Origin of the sequence: Prauserella rugosa, from assembly GCF_000719975.1 — a bacterium.
Lineage (GTDB): Bacteria > Actinomycetota > Actinomycetes > Mycobacteriales > Pseudonocardiaceae > Prauserella > Prauserella rugosa.
Genome location: NZ_JOIJ01000005.1, coordinates 26,261 through 42,671, shown reverse-complemented (window position 1 = coordinate 42,671; position 16,411 = coordinate 26,261). Strand labels below are relative to the sequence as shown.

Here is a 16,411-nt window from a genome sequence, read left to right as displayed (position 1 = left end):
GTGCCGGAACCGCAGCCGGAGTTCTACAGTCCAAGGACAGGACACCGGGGGCGGATGATGACGAGACACCAGGCAGGACGCTTCGACGACTGGCGTGCCCGCATGGCCGTGCGCGGCGGGCCGCTGACCCATGCCGTCGCACGCGCGGGCTGGGCGGTCCTCGCGGTGGTCGGCGTGGTGGTGATGACCGTCGTGGCCATGGTGTGGGCCATCAACCCCAGCGAAGAGGCCACCGACAACGGCCCCGCGGCGAACTTCATGGGCGCTTTCATCCTCGGCGTCCCGTTCGGTGCCGTCGTCTTCGGGCTGATCGGCGTGGCCGTCCAGTACGCCGCGCGATCGTGGCTGCGTACGCCGACCGCGGCCGAACGTGACACCGCCAGGGCCGCGCAACGCCCCGCGTCTCCCTACACCGACGACGGACTACTCGCGGGCGGGCGCTGGGCCCAGTCCTACGAACGTTGCGCCGCGTCGTTGCGGTCGTTCCACACCGTCGTCACGACCCTGCCGGACGGACCGGGCAGGAACTGGCTCACCGACGTCGGCAGCACACTCGACGACGAGCTACGCGAGGCGTTGCGCCTGGCCAAGCTCGGGGACGGGCTCGCTCCGGACGGCCACGCGATCGCCGGAACGCCGCGCCGCATCGCCGATCTGCTCACCTCGGCGGAGCGGTCGTTCGCGCAGACGGCCGACCGCGCCGCCGCGATCGCACTCGACCTGCGCAAGGACACCGGATTCGAAGCCGTCCGCGCGCAGCTCGACACCCTCGCCGCGCAGACCCCGCACCTGCGAGCCAGCGGTCTCTAGGGCAGTCCGTCGCCGTCCTCGGTGGCGGCCTTGAACAGCGTCTTCAACGGCGCCCAGCCGTTCGTGGTGTGGTGCTGGCCGGAGGAGTTCCAGTAGTTCAGGTTGTAGTCGTGCGGCGGGCCGGAGATCGTGCGCAGGCCCGAGTGGCCGATGGCGCTGCCGTTGTCGACGTAGCCGAACTTCTGGTCGGTGGCGTTGCCCTTGTCGATGGCCGAGTCGTAGCTCACCACGTCGTCGGCGTCCGAGCCGATGACGGTCCAGTCGGTGCCGTCGGTCCACTCGTCGCCGAGCTCCCGTCCCTCGCCGTGCAGTGCCTTCAGGAAGTCCGATCCCGGTTCCATCTGGTCCCACTGCGCGGTGTCGTCGTCGCGCTCCTCCACCACACCCTGGTGCGGCGTGCCCGCGGTCGCGACGTTGTCCACCTTCATCGACGACGGAAAGCCGTCCCAGCCCTCCGCCGTGCCCAGCAGCGCCACCCTGGTGACCAGGCCGCCCATCGAGTGCGCTGCGATGTTCACCGAGCGTCCCTTGCTCGTGTAGGTGTCGTGGACGTAGTTGGCGAGGTCCTTCGCGATGTCCTGGATCTTGGTGTCGGCGGTCGCCTCGGACACCGTGACGTCGCAGTTGCCCTCGTTGGGACCGCCCGCGGCGTTGCCCTCGTAATAGGCGACGGTCGTCATCCGGTCGCGGTCGAGACCGCCCGCACCCTCGAAGTAGTTCAGCGCATCCGCCCAGGTGCCGCCCGTGCCGTTGCAGTTCGTGCCCTCGTCGGGCCGGCCGTGTCCGTGGACCAGCAGCAGCTGGGGCTCGTCCTGGGGTGTGGGTGCGGCGTGCGCGGCAGGCGCGAGCCCGCCGAGCAGCATGGCCGCCGCCGCGGCGGCGAGGATCGTACGAGTCGACCGTCTCATCTGGCACTCCCCCGTCGTGGACATCGCGGCCGACCCCTGCGCCGGCCCCGAGCACGATCCCAGGAGTTTTCGGCGCAGCGCAAACATCGCCCCACTCCTGGATGAACGGCGCGCCGAAGGAGAAAACGAGTTGCCGCCTTCTCTAACGTCGACACCGTGGAGATCACCGAGTTCCCCGTGCCCGACCCGGATTCCGGACCGTACGGCGTGACGACCGGCCCGGACGGCGCGGTGTGGTTCACCATGGCAGGCGCCGGCGCGGTGGGCAGGATGTCGGCCTCGGGGCAGCAGGTCACGTTCTCGGTCGGCGAGACGTCCGCGCAGCCGACGAGCATCACGACGGGCCCGGACGGCGCACTCTGGTGCACGCTCGGGCAGGCGAACGCGATCGCACGGGTCACCGTCGACGGCGCGGTCACGCGATTCCCGGTCGGCGACGTCATGCCGTACGGAATCACGACCGGCCCGGACGGAGCGCTGTGGTTCGCCGCCATGCGTGCCGACGCGCTGATGCGCATCGCCACCGACGGCAGCCTGACCACGTTCCCGCTGGGCACGTCCGGCGCGATGCCCGCATACGTCACTACCGGCCCGGACGGCGCACTGTGGTGCCCTCTGAACCAGGCCGACGCCGTCGCACGGGTGACGGTGGACGGTGACGTCACCGTCCACCCCCTGCCGACCGGCGGTGCCGCGCCGGTGGGCATCGACGCAGGTGCGGGGCAGCTGTGGTTCGCCGAGATCGGCGCGGGCGCGGTGGGGCGGATGACCGGCGACGGTGCCGTCACCGAGTTCGTCCTGCCCGACCGGGATGCCCGCCCGCACGCGGTGGCCGCCGACCCGGCAGGCGGCTGCTGGTTCACCGAATGGGCCGCCTGCCGCCTCGGGCACGTCGACGGCGACGGCCGGTTCACCCACCACGAGCTGCCCGGCGGCGAACCGCACGGGATCACGATCGGCGCCGACGGCGCGGTGTGGACGGCCATGCAGACCGGGGCACTCGTACGGCTCGGGTGAGCCCACGTCGGGTCGTCGGAGGAACGGCGGCAGCTGGACGATCGAGCCCTGCTTGCGTAGTATTCGTGGTGCGCGAGCCACTAGGCTCGGGAAGTGAACCCGGCAGCCTTCCGGACGGTGGGTGGGCCGGGTTTCGCGTTTCCATGGCCGGAGCCGCGTTATTCGGTGATCCGCTGCACGTCCGACACCAGCGACGCCACCCTCTTCCTCCAGTGCCCGCCTCGGTGCCAACACCAGGCCAGCGCATCCGGAACGGCGAGCAGTGGCTCCTCACGCGCCCGCAAGTGCCGATACTCCAGCGTGTCGCAGTCGAGCTGCCGCACATATCGGAACAGCAGCTTCCGGTCAAGCGCCACGACCGACTCGTCGGATTCGATCACCAACAGGCTCGCACCCGTACTTCGCCAAGTCCCGGACCACGTGTTCCAGGCACGCCTCACGCTGCCGGCGTCGCGCACAGAGAGAGCTGTCGTAGATCACGACCTCCGGCGCCACCAGGTCGACCACGTCAAGCACCTGTTTGCGACGAGCGTCGCTTTCCTTGGCGAAGTGAACGCGTCGCTGACCTGGAAGCGTGAGTTCGCGGATCATCTGCCGAGCACGCGATATAGCTGCCACCGACATCGGAACGGCAGACCACCTCAAGGGAACGCATCAGGACCACGTCGGGTCGTCGGGCCCTGTCGGGACGATTCCGTAGGATCGCGCGGGTGACCTCCCGCGACCCGCTCGACGTGCTGAACCGCGTGTTCGGCTACGCAGAGTTCCGCCCCGGACAGCAAAAGATCGTCGACCACGTCACCGCGGGCGGCGACGCACTCGTGCTGATGCCGACCGGTGGCGGCAAGTCGCTGTGCTACCAGATCCCCGCGCTCGCGCGTCCGGGAACAGGTGTGGTGATCTCCCCGCTCATCGCGCTCATGCAGGATCAGGTCGACGCCCTGCGTGCACTCGGGGTGAGGGCGGGCTTCCTGAACTCGACCCAGGACCCCGACGAACGCAGACTCACCGAGGCCGAGTTCCTCGGCGGCGAGCTCGATCTGCTCTACCTCGCCCCGGAACGCCTCAACCTGGACTCCACGCGACACCTGCTGGACCGCGGTTCGGTCGCGCTGTTCGCGATCGACGAGGCACACTGCGTGTCCCAGTGGGGCCACGACTTCCGGCCCGACTACCTCGCGCTGTCCGAGCTGCACGAACGCTGGCCCGACGTCCCGCGCATCGCGCTCACCGCGACGGCGACGAAGGCCACGCACGCGGAGATCTCGTCGCGGCTGGGCCTGGACGGCGCGCTGCACCACGTCGCCAGTTTCGACCGGCCGAACATCCAGTACCGCATCGCACCGAAGAACGAACCGCGCAAACAGCTGCTGCAACTGCTTCGCGACGAGCACCGGGGCGACGCGGGCATCGTGTACTGCCTGTCCCGCAAGTCGGTCGAGGAGACCGCGGAATTCCTGGTCCGCAACGGGATCGACGCGGTGCCGTACCACGCGGGTCTCGACGCGGCGACCCGCGAACGCCACCAGGCCCGTTTCCTCCGGGAGGACGGCCTCGTCGTGGTCGCCACGATCGCGTTCGGCATGGGCATCGACAAACCCGACGTCCGGTTCGTTGCGCATCTGGACCTGCCCAAGTCCGTCGAGGGCTACTACCAGGAGACCGGGCGAGCAGGCCGCGACGGACTGCCGTCGACGGCGTGGCTGGCCTACGGGCTGCAGGACGTCATGCAGCAACGCAAGATGATCGACTCCTCCGAGGGCGATCAGGCACACCGGCGCAAGCTGGCCACCCATCTCGACGCGATGCTGGCGCTGTGCGAAACCGTCGAATGCCGGCGCGTCCAGCTGCTGGCCTACTTCGGCCAGGACTCGACGCCCTGCGGCAACTGCGACACGTGCCTGACGCCGCCGGAGTCGTGGGACGGCACGGTCGCCGCCCAGAAGCTGCTGTCCACTGTGGTGCGATTGAAGCGGGAACGGAACCAGAAGTTCGGCGCGGGCCAGATCATCGACATCCTGCGGGGCAAGACGACGCCGAAGGTCACCCAGCACCGGCACGACGAGCTGAGCGTGTTCGGCGTCGGCGCGGACCTCGGTGACGCCGAGTGGCGCGGCGTGATCCGCCAGTTGCTGGCGAGCGGACTGCTCACCGCGGAAGGCGAGTACGGCACGCTGGTCACCACGCCCGCCAGCGACGAGGTGCTGTACCAGGGGCGAACGGTGCGCCTGCGCACCGAGCCGAAACGAGCGACGACACGCGAGAAGAGCAAGGCCACCGCGCGCGACGCGGATCTGTCCGACGAGGCCAAGCCGTTGTTCGAACGCCTCCGCGCCTGGCGTGCCACCGAGGCCAAGGAACAGGGCGTACCGGCCTATGTCATCTTCCACGACGCGACGCTGCGCCAGATCGCGATGGACCGACCGTCCACAATGGACGAACTGGGCAGCGTCAACGGCGTCGGGGAGAACAAGCTCGGCAAGTACGGCGAGCAGATCCTCGAGCAGCTGGGAGCCCTGAGCTAGCCGGCCGCACACCGTGTTGGCCGGCGCCGCGTCGCCGTGTTGGCGTCCTGCGTCGCCGTGTTGGCATCCTGCGCGCGCGTGTTAGCGCTTCGCGTCGCCGTGTTGGCACTTCGCGTCGCCGTGTTGGCAGCAGGCGGCGTTGTGTTGGCGTTTAAGGTGGCGAAGGTCAAGGGCGCGGCCGCCGACCCCGACTACGCCCTGGAACGTGCCGCGCTCGAGATCATCGGCGCGAAGGACGCACACTGAACCGGGCCGCCGCCCGCTGAGTGCGAGCCCCCGGAATCCGCAACACGGGCCCCGGTGGCCGCAACACGGGCCCCCGAAGCCGCAACACGCCTGATCCGGACGGGCCACCGCCGCCGTTCTAGTGCCTGGCGATCGACTCCAGGATCTCGTCGGCCAGCTCGGGCCGGCAGATGACCAGATCCGGCAGATACGGGTGGGCCGCGTTGTACTCGAGCGGGGAACCGTCCACACGCGACGCATGCAGGCCTGCCGCCTCGACGACGCCGGCGGGCGCCGCCGAATCCCACTCCCACTGGCCACCCGCATGCAGATAGGCGTCCGCCTCGCCACGCAGCACGGCCATGGCCTTCGCACCCGCCGAACCCATGGGGGTCAACACGCCTCCCACGTCGGCGGCGACGCCCGCGGCGAACGACGGCGGCCTGCTCTCACTGACCAGCAGCTTGCCCGCACCCGCACGGTCGGCGAGGCGGGCCTCGTCGGTCGCGTACACGAGATCCAACTCCGGCTGCGCCACCGCGGCGTCGGTGATGCCGCGACCGCGTTGCCACAGCGCGACGTGCACCGCCCAGTCGGTGCGGCCGGGCTTGGAGAACTCGCGCGTACCGTCCAACGGGTCGATGATCCACACGCGGTCGGCCTCGAGCCGGGCGCCGTCGTCGGCGGATTCCTCCGACAGCACAGCATCGCCGGGGCGCTCGGCTGCCAACCGCTCGAGCAGCAGCGCGTTGGACCGCTGGTCACCGCGTTTGCCGAGCTCCTTCGGGTCCAGGTCGGCGCCCGTCTCGCGCACCTCGAGCAGCAGTTTTCCCGCGGCCTCCGCGAGCTGCGCGGCGAATCGTGCGTCTGTCGTCATCGTTCCAGCAAAGCAAGCCCGGTCCGGTAGCCGCCAACGGGGTCCACCCGAGAACATGTTCTTGCCAGGACAAGGGCCGAGAGGCGAAGCTGCCCCCATGGACCTCGTCGCACTCGAACACGTCAAGCGCGCCAAGTACCGCTACCTCCGCTGCGTCGACCTGAAGCTGTGGGACGAACTGGCCGACGCGCTCACCGCCGACGCGACCGCCGAGTACGGAACGCCGGCACTCGGCACCTCGCTCAGCTTCACCGGCCGCACGGAGATCCTGGACTTCCTCCGCACCCACCTCGGCGGCACCATCATCACGACACACTCCGCCGGTCAGCCCGAGATCGACATCGACGGCGACGCGGCCACCGGAACGTGGTCGTTCGAGGACACGGTCATCGCACCCGAGTACTCGACGATCATCAAGGGGTCCGCGTTCTACCGGGATCGCTACCGGCGCGACGCGGACGGCACCTGGCGAATCTGCCACACCGGATACCTGCGGCTGTACGAGATGAGCGTGTCCACCGAGGACGTGCCCAGCCTGACACTCACGGCGAATCGCTGGGCCGATCCCTCCGGGACACACATTGACCAGTAGGTAGAACACGTTCTACAGTGTGGCGGTGATCACCCAGCCGTTCGCCGATGCCATCGCCGAAGCCGAGAAGATCATCACCGATGCGCCGCACGTGCGCGGCGAGGCCGACCTCGTCGAGGGGTACGACTACCTCGCCGGGAGTATTCAGGCGTGTCTGCACCTGGCGCGCGCCTACCAGCGGGATCATCCGTTCTTCGTCCAGTCGACGGGGCCCTACACCAAGATGGGCCTCGACAACCCGGACGCGCTGTACTTCCACGCCTACATCCGGCCCGACGCCGAGTACGTCGTCACCGGCACCCGCGGCACCACGCGTGACCTGAGCTTCCAGGTCCTGGCCGGTGACTACACGCCGGTCGAGGTGCCCGACAGCCTCACGGCCTTCGACGATCGAGCGCTCGACGTCGCCGCCGACGGCTCGTTCGAGGTCCGATTCGGCCCCGACGCCGCCAAGGCCGGCCGCGGTTACGTCGTGCTCCCCGAGAACGCGGCCATGCTCGTCGTGCGCGAGGTCTACGGCGACTGGCGCGAGCAGCGCGGCACGTTGCGGATCCACCGCGCCGACACCCTCGGTACGGCCCCTGCCCCACTGGATCGCGACACGGTCGCCAAGCGGTACGGGGTGGCAGGAAAACTGCTGCTCGGCAGGCTCCGGACCTTCCTGGCCTTCCCCGAGTGGTTCTACCTGAACCTGCCCGTGAACACGATGACCGAGCCCCGGCGCACGCCCGGCGGACTCGCCACCCAGTTCTCCTCGGCAGGCCACTACGAGCTCTCCGACGACCAGGCGTTGATCGTCACCGTCCCCCGGTCCGAAGCGCCGTACCAGGGCATCCAGCTGGGCAGCATGTGGTACGTCTCGCTGGACTACGTCAACCACCAGACGAGCCTGACCGCCGACCAGGCCCGCGTGGACCCCGACGGCAGGATCCGGTTCGTCGTCAGCGAGCGCGACCCCGGCGTCGCCAACTGGCTGGAACGGCTGGGACACGAGCGCGGTTACGTCCAGATCCGCTGGCAGCGACTCGACCGTGACCTCACCTCGGCCGACGGACCGGACGTCGAGGTGGTCGATGTGGACGAACTGCCCGCTCGGCTTCCCTTCCACGACAGCGCTCGCGTGACCGCGGACGAGTGGTCGGAGCGAATCGCGCGGAGGCAGACCGAGTTCGCGACGAGGATGCTCGGCTGATGATCCTGAGCGGCAAGGTCGTGCTGGTCTCGGGGGTCGGCCCCGGGCTCGGCAGGGCGATCGCGGTGCAGAGCGCACACGCCGGAGCCGACGTCGTGCTCCTCGCGCGCGACAAGCAGCGACTGGAGGCGGTCGCCGAGCAGGTGCGCGCACTCGGCAGGCGTGCACTCGTCGCGGCGGCCGACATCACCGACGACGACGCCTGCACCGGTGCCGTCCAGTCCGCTGTGGACGAGTTCGGCAGGATCGACGCGTTGGTGAACAACGCCTTCTCGATGCCGCCGATGGCGGATCTGTGCGACGTCGACGTCTCCGCGCTCGGCCGCGCACTGGACGTGAACGTGATCGCGGCACTGCGCCTGACCCGGCTGTGCGCCCCGCGCCTCGCCGAGCGCTCCGGCGCCGTGGTGATGATCAACTCCGCGGTGCTGCGGCATGCGCGCAGCCTCTACGGTCCGTACAAGATGGCCAAATCCGCACTGTTGTCGGTGTCGCAGAGCCTGGCGAGCGAGCTCGGCCCTTCGGGCGTCCGCGTCAACTCGGTGGCCCCCGGGTACATCTGGGCCGATCTGCTGCGCGCCTATTTCGCCCACCTCGCAGGTGAACGCGGCGTCGACCCGCAGCAGATCTACGACGAGACAGCCGCCGCCACCGACCTGCGCAGGCTTCCCGAACCCGAGGAGATCGCCGATGCGGCGGTGTTCCTCGCGTCGCCACTGGCACGCGCGATCACCGGTCAGTGTCTCGACGTCAACGCGGGCGAGTTCCACCACTGAGGAGGCGCTGTCATGGTCGCGACCATCGACGAGCTGCACGAGTCCGCGAGCCGCATCACCGGGCTCGACGACTTCGGCACCGACGACTACACCGACGGACTCGCCGTGCTGCTCGACGCCTACGACCGCGAGGCGTCGCTGACCGCGGTGGGGCGCAAGGTGAAACGGGCGTTCCTCCGCGGCGCACTCATGGCACGACTGCTGAGCGAGGCGGCGTGGAAGCGGCACCCCGAACACGCCGACGTCCCCGTCGAGCGGCCGATCTTCGTCACCGGGCTGCCCCGCACCGGCACGACGGCACTGCACCGGTTGCTGACCGCCGATCCCGCGAACCAGGGCCTCGAGGTCTGGCTGACCGAGGTGCCGCAGCCGCGTCCGCCGCGTTCGACGTGGGCCGACGACCCGGTCTTCCAGCGCATCCAGGCGGGTTACGAGCAGTACCACGTGGACAACCCGGAGTTCCTGGGCGTGCACGCGATGTCCGCCGATCAGGTCGAGGAATGCTGGCAGCTGTTGCGCCAGTCGATGCGCTCGGTGTCGTACGAATGTCTGGCACACGTGCCGTCCTACTCGCAGTGGCTGTCCGAACAGGACTGGACCGGTGCGTATCGGCGACACCGGGCGAACCTGCAACTCATCGGACTGGCCGACACCGGCAGACGCTGGGTGCTGAAGAACCCGAGCCACCTCGTGGCACTCGACGCGTTGCTGCGCGTGTACCCGGACGCGCTGGTGATCCAGACCCATCGTGAGCCGGAGACCGCCATCGCCTCGGTGTGCAGCCTCAACGCGCAGGCGAGCGCGGGCTGGTCCGAGACGTTCACCGGCGAGACGATCGGCAGGGACCAGCTCGAGCTGTGGGCCCGCGCGCTCGAACGGTTCACCACCGAACGTTCGCGGCACGATCAGGCACGCTTCTTCGACGTGCGGTACGACGACTTCGTCACCGATCCGCTGGCCGTCGTCGAGGACGCCTACCGGCACTTCGGGCTGCCGCTGTCCGACGAGGCGCGCGGGGCGATGCGTGCGCTCCACACCGACACCACGACCGGAGCCGCGAAACCGTCGCACCGCTACTCGCTGGCCGACTTCGGCCTCACCACGGCCGACGTGCGCAGGCGGTTCGGCGCTCTCGCCGCGCGGTGACGGCGCTGCCGGACGCTCCGGCGCTCGGCGAGTTCCACCAGCGGCGTCACCTTTCACCCGGGTGTGACGTCAAGAGGGGTGATAGTCGACCGTGCACGGCAGATCCAGTGCACCACACCCCGGGAGGAACACGATGGGCTTGTCCGCCGCGTTCGACGTCGGCCTGCTCGTGGCGACGATCGTCTGCATCGTCGCGAACGCGGTCGAGGTGATCGCCAAGCTGCTGCGGGCGCGGTTCGTCCAGCAGAACTGCGCCGCCGTGGGTATCGACCGGAAGTGGTTGCCGCACCTCGCGGCCGTCGAGGGTGCCGGTGTCGTGGGGCTGATCGTCGGCCTGGCCGGAGCACCGCCCATCGGCCTGCTCGCATCCCTCGGACTGATCGGCTTCTTCGTGGTCGCGACCGCGGTACACGTCCAGATGCGCGTACTGCACAACATCGCGTTCCCGGTGCTCTTCCTGGCGTTGGCCGTGGCCTCGGCCTTCCACTTCGGGGGAAGCTAGTGGACCGTCACCGACAGGGCCTGGGCGATCGTCGTGCCCAGCGCATGGGTCGCCGCCTCGGCGGGCGGCCCGATCTTCACCACGACGGGACCGCCGAAGGGCTGCCGTTCCAGCACCTCGACCCGGTCGCCGATGGTGATCGACCGCTCCGCGAGGAACCGCAACAGTTCGGGATCGGTGTCCCACACCCGCGCGATCTGGCCGACCGCGCCCGCGGGCAGCTCGTCGAGCAGCCGGGTCGGCTCCTCCTCGATGCTTCCGTCGGCGCCGGGGATCGGGTCACCGTGCGGATCGCGCACGGGGTTGCCGAGCTTGCCCGCGATGCGCTCCACCAGTCGGTCCGAGAGCACGTGTTCGAGACGGTCGGCCTCCTCGTGGACCTCGTCCCAGGTGTAGCCGAGCTCGGAGACCAGGTAGGTCTCGATGAGCCGGTGCCTGCGCAGCACCGACCTGGCCAGCTGCATCCCGTCGGACGTGAGGTCGATACCGCGGTACGGCACGTGCTCGACGAGGCCCTGCTGCGCGAGCTTGGTCACCATGCCGGACGCCGACGACGGGCTCACCTCGAGCCGACCGGCCAGGGACGCGTTCGTCACCGGCTCGCCGCGCTCGACGAGGCCGTAGATCGCGCGCATGTAGTCCTCGATCGAGGACGAATGCCGACTCGAATCGTCACCCATGCATACCAAGATACGGCGCATCCTCAGGTCGAGGACCATTCGCCTCCGGCCACCCGTCCCACCCAGCGGACCCGGCCCCGCACGCAGGGCCGGCCCGCGCGTCGGTCCGGGGCTCACCGACCCTCGGGCCACCACCGGTACTTGATCCAGCCTTCGACGGGCCTGCCGCCGAGCGAGGCGTAGAAGGCCTCGGCCTTGTCGTTGCCCTCCTGCATGTCCCATTCGACGCGGCCGCTGGTGCGCTTGCCGAGCTCTGCCATCAGCTCCCTGCCGAGACCGTGCCTGCGGAACTCGGGCTTGACGAACAGGTCGTCGAGAAACACCCCGGGCCTGGCGTCCCAGCTCGGGAACGTCCAGGTGCACAGGGCCATGCCCGCGGTGACCCCGTCGACCTCGGCGATCACCACCCAGGCCTTGGGCTCGGGGCCGAACAGGTACTGGGCCATGTCCCCGCGGTCGAGCTCGAGATCGTCCTTGCCCTCGTAGCGGGCGTGTTCCTCGATGAGCAGGCAGATGTCCTCGACGTCGTCGACCGTTGCATCGCGTACCGGCATGACATGCAGTTCAGCACAGGTCAGCCGGCATCCGCCACCCTTCGGGTCTATCGATCGATTGATCGGCTGAGCTACCGTTGAGGCCATGCCGACCCCAGCCGTGGAACTCGACACCGACGACGGCGTCGCCGGTGTCGCCGTCGTCCGTCTCAATCGCCCCGACCGCCTCAACGCGGTCGCACCGCAGCTCGTCGACGACCTGCTCGCCGCGCTGGACGAGATCGCCGCCTCGCAGGACACGCACGCGGTCGTGCTCACGGGCGCGGGCAGGGCGTTCTGCGCGGGGCACGACCTCAAGGAGCCTGCCCCGGAGGGCGATTCCCGCGCCCGGCTGGAGCGTCTCCAGGACGTGACCAGGCGGCTGCGCGGCCTGCGCCAGCCGGTGATCGCCGCGGTCCACGGTTACGCGATCGGCGCGGGCGCCGAGTTCGCCCTCGGCTGCGATCTGGTCGTGGCGGCCGACGACGCGGTCTTCGCCTTCCCCGAGGCAGGCCTGGGGCTGAGCGTCACCGGCGCGGCCTCGCGCCTGCTTCCACTGCTGGTCGGACCGCTCAGGGCCAAGGAGTTGATGCTGCTGGGCGAGCGCGTCGACGCCGCGAGGGCCGCGAGCCTCGGACTGGTCAACGAGGTCGTACCGCGCGCGGAGCTGCACCACCGGGCCATCGAACTGGCGACCACGCTCGCCGCCAAACCGCCCCGCTCGGTGGCGCTGGCGAAGCGGGCACTCGACCACGGCATCGACTCGGCGCTCGACACCGTGCTGGAGCTGGAGGTCACCCACGCTCTGCTCACCGAGCACACCCCCGAGGTCACCCGCAGCGAGGAGGAGTTCCGGTCGCGATGAGTCAGCACCTCGTCGAACTCGTCGACACGGCCGCCGCGCGCTGGCCCGGCAAGGACGCGTGGATCTTCGACCACACGGGCGAGCGGCTGACGTTCGCCGACGTCGAGCGCCGCACCCACGAGGTCGCCGCCGCGTTGGCCGCCCACGGGGTGCGGCCGGGCGACCGGGTGGCCGTCATGGTCGCCAACCGTCCGGAATTTCCGTTGCTGTGGCTGGCACTCGCCCGGCTCGGTGCGGCGCTCGTCCCCGTCAACACCGGATACCGCGAGCTGGACGGCGGGCACGTCGTGGCCCACTCCGGCGCGACGCTCGCGGTGGCCTCGCCGGAGTTCGCCGACGTCCTGCGGTCGGTGGCACCCGCCACGTCCCTGCGTGCAGTGGTGACCACCGACGAGCTCGCGGCGGTCGCGCCGGCTCCGCCGCCGGATCCGTTCACCCCGACCCCGGAGACGCCGACCAACATCCAGTACACGTCGGGCACCACAGGCGCTCCCAAGGGCTGCGTCCTTCCGCACCGCTACTGGACGACGCTCGCCGACGACCTGGCGACGGCGTTCCCCGCGATCACGTCCGACGACGTGCTGCTCACCGCGCAGCCGTTCCACTACATCGATCCACAGTGGAACGTCGCGTTGGGCCTGCGCTCTGGCGCGACCCTCGTCGTGCTCGACCGGTTCCACCCTTCGACGTTCTGGCAGAAGGTGCGCGACCACGGAGTGACGTGGTTCTACTGTCTCGGCCTCATGCCGACGCTGTTGTTGCGCATGCCGGCCTGCCCCGAGGACCGCGAGCACCGGGTCCGGGCGATCACGGCCTCGGCCATTCCCCCCGAGCTGCACGCCGAACTCGAACAGCGCTGGGGAGTGCCGTGGTACGAGGCGTTCGGCATGACCGAGACCGGCGGCGACATCCGCATGTATCCCGGCGACCACGACGAACTCGTGGGCAGCGGCTGCATCGGACGACCGGCCGCCCATCGCGAGGTCGTGATCGCCGACGAGCACGGAGTACCCGTCCCGCGCGGCACCGACGGCGAACTGCTCATCCGCGGCACCGGCCTGATGCACCGCTACCACGACGACCCGGACGCGACTGCCGAGGCGTTCCGCGGCGGCTGGTTCCACACCGGCGACATCGCGCGCATGGACGAGCAGGGCCGCGTGTTCTACGTCGGCCGCACCAAGGACATGATCCGCCGCAGCGGCGAGAACATCGCGGCCGACGAGGTGGAACGGGCCCTGCTGCTGCACCCCGACGTCGAATCGGCCGCGGTCGTCGCGGTTCCGGACGAACTCAGGGGTGAGGAGGTCAAGGCCTACGTCGTCCTCGCCGCGTCCCGTTCCCCCGAGGAACTGGCCACGTTCTGCGAGACGAAACTCGCGCGATTCAAGGTTCCCCGGTACTGGTCCATTGTGGATAGTCTTCCGCGCACTCCGTCGGAACGCGTCGCGAAGGGCAGGCTGCGCGAGGGAGACCAACGCGCGGGTGCCTACGACCGCAGGGAGGGGGCGTGGCTGTGACCAAGGCGACGTCCGGGCGAACCAGCAGGGAACGCGTGCACCGCGCGGCGGTCAAACTGTTCGCCACCAAGGGATTCCACGGCACCGGCATCCGCGATCTGGCCGAGGCCGCGCAACTGTCGTCGGCGAGTCTGTACCACTACATGCCGACGAAGGAGCAGCTGCTCGCCGAGATCATGCGGGACTCGCTGCAGAGCCTGCTCGATGCCGCCCACGCCACGCTCGACGGGGTGGACGATCCGGCCGAACGACTCGACCGCCTCGTGGTGCTGCACGTCACCAGGCACGCCCGCGAACCGCAACGCACACGCGTGGTCGACAACGAGGTCGACGCGCTCTCGGCGGCCTCGAGACGAGGCGTCGTCGGTATCCGCGATGCGTACGAGAAGCTGTGGGCCGACGCGATCGACGACGGCCTGCGGAACGGGACGTTCACCACCGGTGAGCCCACGGCGACCAGGCTCGCGCTGCTGGACATGTGCAACGGCGTCGCCAGGTGGTTCTCGCCACGCGGTCCGCTGCCGGCCGCCGCGTTGGCCGAGCACTACGCGGACCTGGCACGGGGCATGCTCGGTGGGCCTCCGCGACAGCGGTAACAGCAGCGTGACGGGGGTGGCGCTTGCCCCGGAGGCGATGCTAAGGGACGCTCGTGGGGTGAGTGAACAGACAATCCACCTGGAACTCAACGACGCGGGAGTCGCTCCCGGGCTTCCCACGCCCGCCGATCCGCGGGATCACATCCACGATGTGCCCTACCGGCCCGTCGAGTTCCGAGACGACGATCTCCCCGCCGCTCTGGAGCGCGGCGCGGCATGGCTTCGGCAGGCACAGCAGTGGCTCGGTGAACCCGCGGACGTCATCGCGGTCCACCTCGACTACGACGATCGGGACGGCTACCCGTACTACAACCTGAAGATCCTCTGCAACGAGGAGGACCTGGCAGGTGTGCCCCTAGCCATCAGGGAAAGCACCAAGGCCTGACCGCACGGCCCAGCAGTACATCGCCGCCTCGCGCGGCCCGGTTTCACAGTGCCCCCAGGGCACCCCGGTCACACCCGGCCGTGTTCCGGCGTCCTGACGACACCGGAACCTCCGGAGACCGGGGCCCTGGGGGCTTCGTGTGCCCAGCAGGCCTGCTCAGCGGCCGGGCCGTGCCGAGACGCCGAGCCGTGCCGAGGGGCCGGGCCCGTCCTCAGAGGCCGTGCCGGGCGTCGCCCGCGACCAGTTCGGCGACCTGCGATTCGGCGTCCGCCGAGAACGGGTCGCGGTAGGCGGCCACCGCGATCCGCGTGTCCTCCTGCACGAGGTCCCCATTGATCTGCGCGGCCGTGAACGCGCCGGCCGCCGCGGCACCACCGACCTGCGCCGACGGGTCCGTCACGTTGCCTGCCGCCCACACTCCTGGCACGTCCGTCTGTCCTCGTGCGTCGACCGGCAGGTGGTCACCCGCGCCCGACGGGTGTTCCCGCGCGCGCAGGCCGAGCCCCGCGAGGAATCCCGCCCGCGCCAGCATCCGCGTGCCCACCGCGACGACGTCCCGCGCGACCGTCGAGCCGCCGGCCATGCGCACCCCTGTGATGCGATCGTCGTCCACCGTGATCGCCTCGACCTCGCCCTCCACGAGCCGCACACCCCTGGCGAGCAGCTGCTCACGCTGCTCGTCCGGGACCGCAGTGCCGCGCGTGAAGAACACGACGTCGTCGCTCCACTGGCGGAACAACGACGCCTGGTGCAACGCCATCGGGCCGTTGGCCAGAACGCCGATGGCCCGGTCGCGGACCTCCCAGCCGTGGCAGTACGGGCAGTGCACGACGTCCCGCCCCCAGCGCTCGCGCAGCCCTTCGACGTCCGGCAGCTCGTCGACGAGGCCGGTCGTCACGAGCACCCGTCGCGCCCGGTGGACGAGCCCGTCCGAGGCCGACACCGTGAACCGGCCGTCCTCACCCGCCGACACGTCGGTGACCTCGGCCGTCACCACCTCGCCGCCGTAGGAACGCACCTCCTCGCGGCCGCGCTCGAGCAACGCGGCCGGCGACATGCCCTCCCTGCCGAGCAGTCCGTGCACGGCGTGGGCGGGTGCGTTGCGGGGCTGCCCCGCGTCGAGCACGACCACGCTGCGACGCGCGCGGGCCAACATCAGGGCTGCGTTGAGCCCGGCCGCCCCGCCCCCGATCACCACGACGTCGTAGAGCCCGTTCCGGTCTTCCCCTCGCGCTGTCATTGCCCTCTCCTCCGTGTCCCTT

19 protein-coding genes are annotated in these 16,411 nt (G+C 70.0%); 13 read left to right on the top strand and 6 right to left on the bottom strand.

Annotation, left to right across the window (positions count from 1 at the left end):
- Positions 1-54 precede the first annotated feature (54 nt).
- On the top strand, positions 55-810 hold the full coding sequence (locus IF64_RS0108680; RefSeq protein WP_030531520.1) for a hypothetical protein: 756 nt from the start codon (positions 55-57) through the stop codon (positions 808-810).
- Here the strand turns inward: IF64_RS0108680 and IF64_RS25975 are convergent.
- On the bottom strand, positions 807-1,718 hold the full coding sequence (locus IF64_RS25975) for a lipase family alpha/beta hydrolase (protein ID WP_051757586.1): 912 nt from the start codon (positions 1,716-1,718) through the stop codon (positions 807-809). The two genes, IF64_RS0108680 and IF64_RS25975, sit on opposite strands and share 4 nt — an antisense overlap.
- Positions 1,719-1,874: 156 nt before the next feature.
- Between IF64_RS25975 and IF64_RS0108670 the strand changes: the two genes are divergently transcribed.
- Positions 1,875-2,735: a Vgb family protein gene (locus IF64_RS0108670; protein WP_030531518.1), complete on the top strand. Its 861-nt coding sequence runs from the start codon at positions 1,875-1,877 to the stop codon at positions 2,733-2,735.
- Between the two features lie 158 nt (positions 2,736-2,893).
- On the opposite strand, the gene IF64_RS27900 is transcribed toward IF64_RS0108670, so the two are convergent.
- On the bottom strand, positions 2,894-3,118 hold the full coding sequence (locus IF64_RS27900) for a hypothetical protein (RefSeq protein WP_051757585.1): 225 nt from the start codon (positions 3,116-3,118) through the stop codon (positions 2,894-2,896).
- Positions 3,119-3,445: 327 nt separating this feature from the next.
- On the opposite strand from IF64_RS27900, the gene recQ reads away from it, so the two are divergent.
- On the top strand, positions 3,446-5,260 hold the full coding sequence (recQ, locus tag IF64_RS0108660; RefSeq protein WP_030531517.1) for a DNA helicase RecQ: 1,815 nt from the start codon (positions 3,446-3,448) through the stop codon (positions 5,258-5,260).
- A 78-nt stretch (positions 5,261-5,338) separates the two neighbouring features.
- Complete coding sequence (locus tag IF64_RS27085; RefSeq protein WP_157575507.1) at positions 5,339-5,506, top strand: hypothetical protein; 168 nt, start codon at positions 5,339-5,341, stop codon at positions 5,504-5,506.
- Between the two features lie 118 nt (positions 5,507-5,624).
- On the opposite strand, the gene IF64_RS0108650 is transcribed toward IF64_RS27085, so the two are convergent.
- Positions 5,625-6,362: a 3'(2'),5'-bisphosphate nucleotidase CysQ gene (locus tag IF64_RS0108650; RefSeq protein ID WP_030531516.1), complete on the bottom strand. Its 738-nt coding sequence runs from the start codon at positions 6,360-6,362 to the stop codon at positions 5,625-5,627.
- A 97-nt stretch (positions 6,363-6,459) separates the two neighbouring features.
- On the opposite strand from IF64_RS0108650, the gene IF64_RS0108645 reads away from it, so the two are divergent.
- The 5 genes from IF64_RS0108645 (at position 6,460) to IF64_RS0108625 (ending at position 10,570) form a co-directional block, all read left to right on the top strand.
- Entirely contained in the window at positions 6,460-6,954 is a 495-nt protein-coding gene (locus tag IF64_RS0108645; RefSeq protein WP_030531515.1) for a nuclear transport factor 2 family protein, read from the top strand.
- Between the two features lie 25 nt (positions 6,955-6,979).
- Positions 6,980-8,146 carry a hypothetical protein gene (locus IF64_RS0108640; RefSeq protein WP_030531514.1) on the top strand — a complete coding sequence of 389 codons (1,167 nt, stop codon included), beginning with the start codon at positions 6,980-6,982 and terminating at the stop codon, positions 8,144-8,146.
- A complete protein-coding gene (locus IF64_RS0108635; protein ID WP_030531513.1) occupies positions 8,146-8,922 on the top strand; it encodes an SDR family oxidoreductase in 777 nt (258 codons plus the stop codon). The genes IF64_RS0108640 and IF64_RS0108635 overlap by 1 nt, the downstream gene beginning before the upstream one ends.
- A 12-nt stretch (positions 8,923-8,934) precedes the next feature.
- On the top strand, positions 8,935-10,068 hold the full coding sequence (locus IF64_RS0108630) for a sulfotransferase family protein (protein ID WP_030531512.1): 1,134 nt from the start codon (positions 8,935-8,937) through the stop codon (positions 10,066-10,068).
- A gap of 133 nt (positions 10,069-10,201) precedes the next feature.
- A complete protein-coding gene (locus tag IF64_RS0108625) occupies positions 10,202-10,570 on the top strand; it encodes a DoxX family protein (protein ID WP_030531511.1) in 369 nt (122 codons plus the stop codon).
- Here the strand turns inward: IF64_RS0108625 and IF64_RS0108620 are convergent.
- Together IF64_RS0108620 and IF64_RS0108615 are read right to left on the bottom strand one after the other, a co-directional pair.
- The gene (locus IF64_RS0108620) at positions 10,567-11,250 is read right to left on the bottom strand and encodes a metal-dependent transcriptional regulator (RefSeq protein WP_030531510.1); all 684 of its coding nucleotides are present in this window, start codon (positions 11,248-11,250) and stop codon (positions 10,567-10,569) included. The two genes, IF64_RS0108625 and IF64_RS0108620, sit on opposite strands and share 4 nt — an antisense overlap.
- Positions 11,251-11,363: 113 nt before the next feature.
- On the bottom strand, positions 11,364-11,804 hold the full coding sequence (locus IF64_RS0108615; protein ID WP_030531509.1) for a GNAT family N-acetyltransferase: 441 nt from the start codon (positions 11,802-11,804) through the stop codon (positions 11,364-11,366).
- 85 nt (positions 11,805-11,889) lie between these two features.
- On the opposite strand from IF64_RS0108615, the gene IF64_RS0108610 reads away from it, so the two are divergent.
- The 4 genes from IF64_RS0108610 to IF64_RS0108595 are packed head-to-tail and all read left to right on the top strand — an operon-like array spanning position 11,890 to position 15,149.
- Positions 11,890-12,648 carry an enoyl-CoA hydratase/isomerase family protein gene (locus tag IF64_RS0108610; RefSeq protein WP_030531508.1) on the top strand — a complete coding sequence of 253 codons (759 nt, stop codon included), beginning with the start codon at positions 11,890-11,892 and terminating at the stop codon, positions 12,646-12,648.
- Complete coding sequence (locus IF64_RS0108605) at positions 12,645-14,168, top strand: AMP-binding protein (protein ID WP_030531507.1); 1,524 nt, start codon at positions 12,645-12,647, stop codon at positions 14,166-14,168. Before IF64_RS0108610 ends, IF64_RS0108605 begins: the two co-directional genes overlap by 4 nt.
- The gene (locus IF64_RS0108600) at positions 14,159-14,764 is read left to right on the top strand and encodes a TetR/AcrR family transcriptional regulator (protein ID WP_246134784.1); all 606 of its coding nucleotides are present in this window, start codon (positions 14,159-14,161) and stop codon (positions 14,762-14,764) included. Before IF64_RS0108605 ends, IF64_RS0108600 begins: the two co-directional genes overlap by 10 nt.
- 58 nt (positions 14,765-14,822) lie before the next feature.
- Positions 14,823-15,149, top strand: coding sequence for a hypothetical protein (locus IF64_RS0108595; RefSeq protein WP_030531505.1), 327 nt, complete (start codon positions 14,823-14,825; stop codon positions 15,147-15,149).
- Between the two features lie 211 nt (positions 15,150-15,360).
- On the opposite strand, the gene IF64_RS0108590 is transcribed toward IF64_RS0108595, so the two are convergent.
- Positions 15,361-16,389, bottom strand: coding sequence for an NAD(P)/FAD-dependent oxidoreductase (locus IF64_RS0108590; protein WP_030531504.1), 1,029 nt, complete (start codon positions 16,387-16,389; stop codon positions 15,361-15,363).
- Between the last annotated feature and the right edge of the window lie 22 nt (positions 16,390-16,411).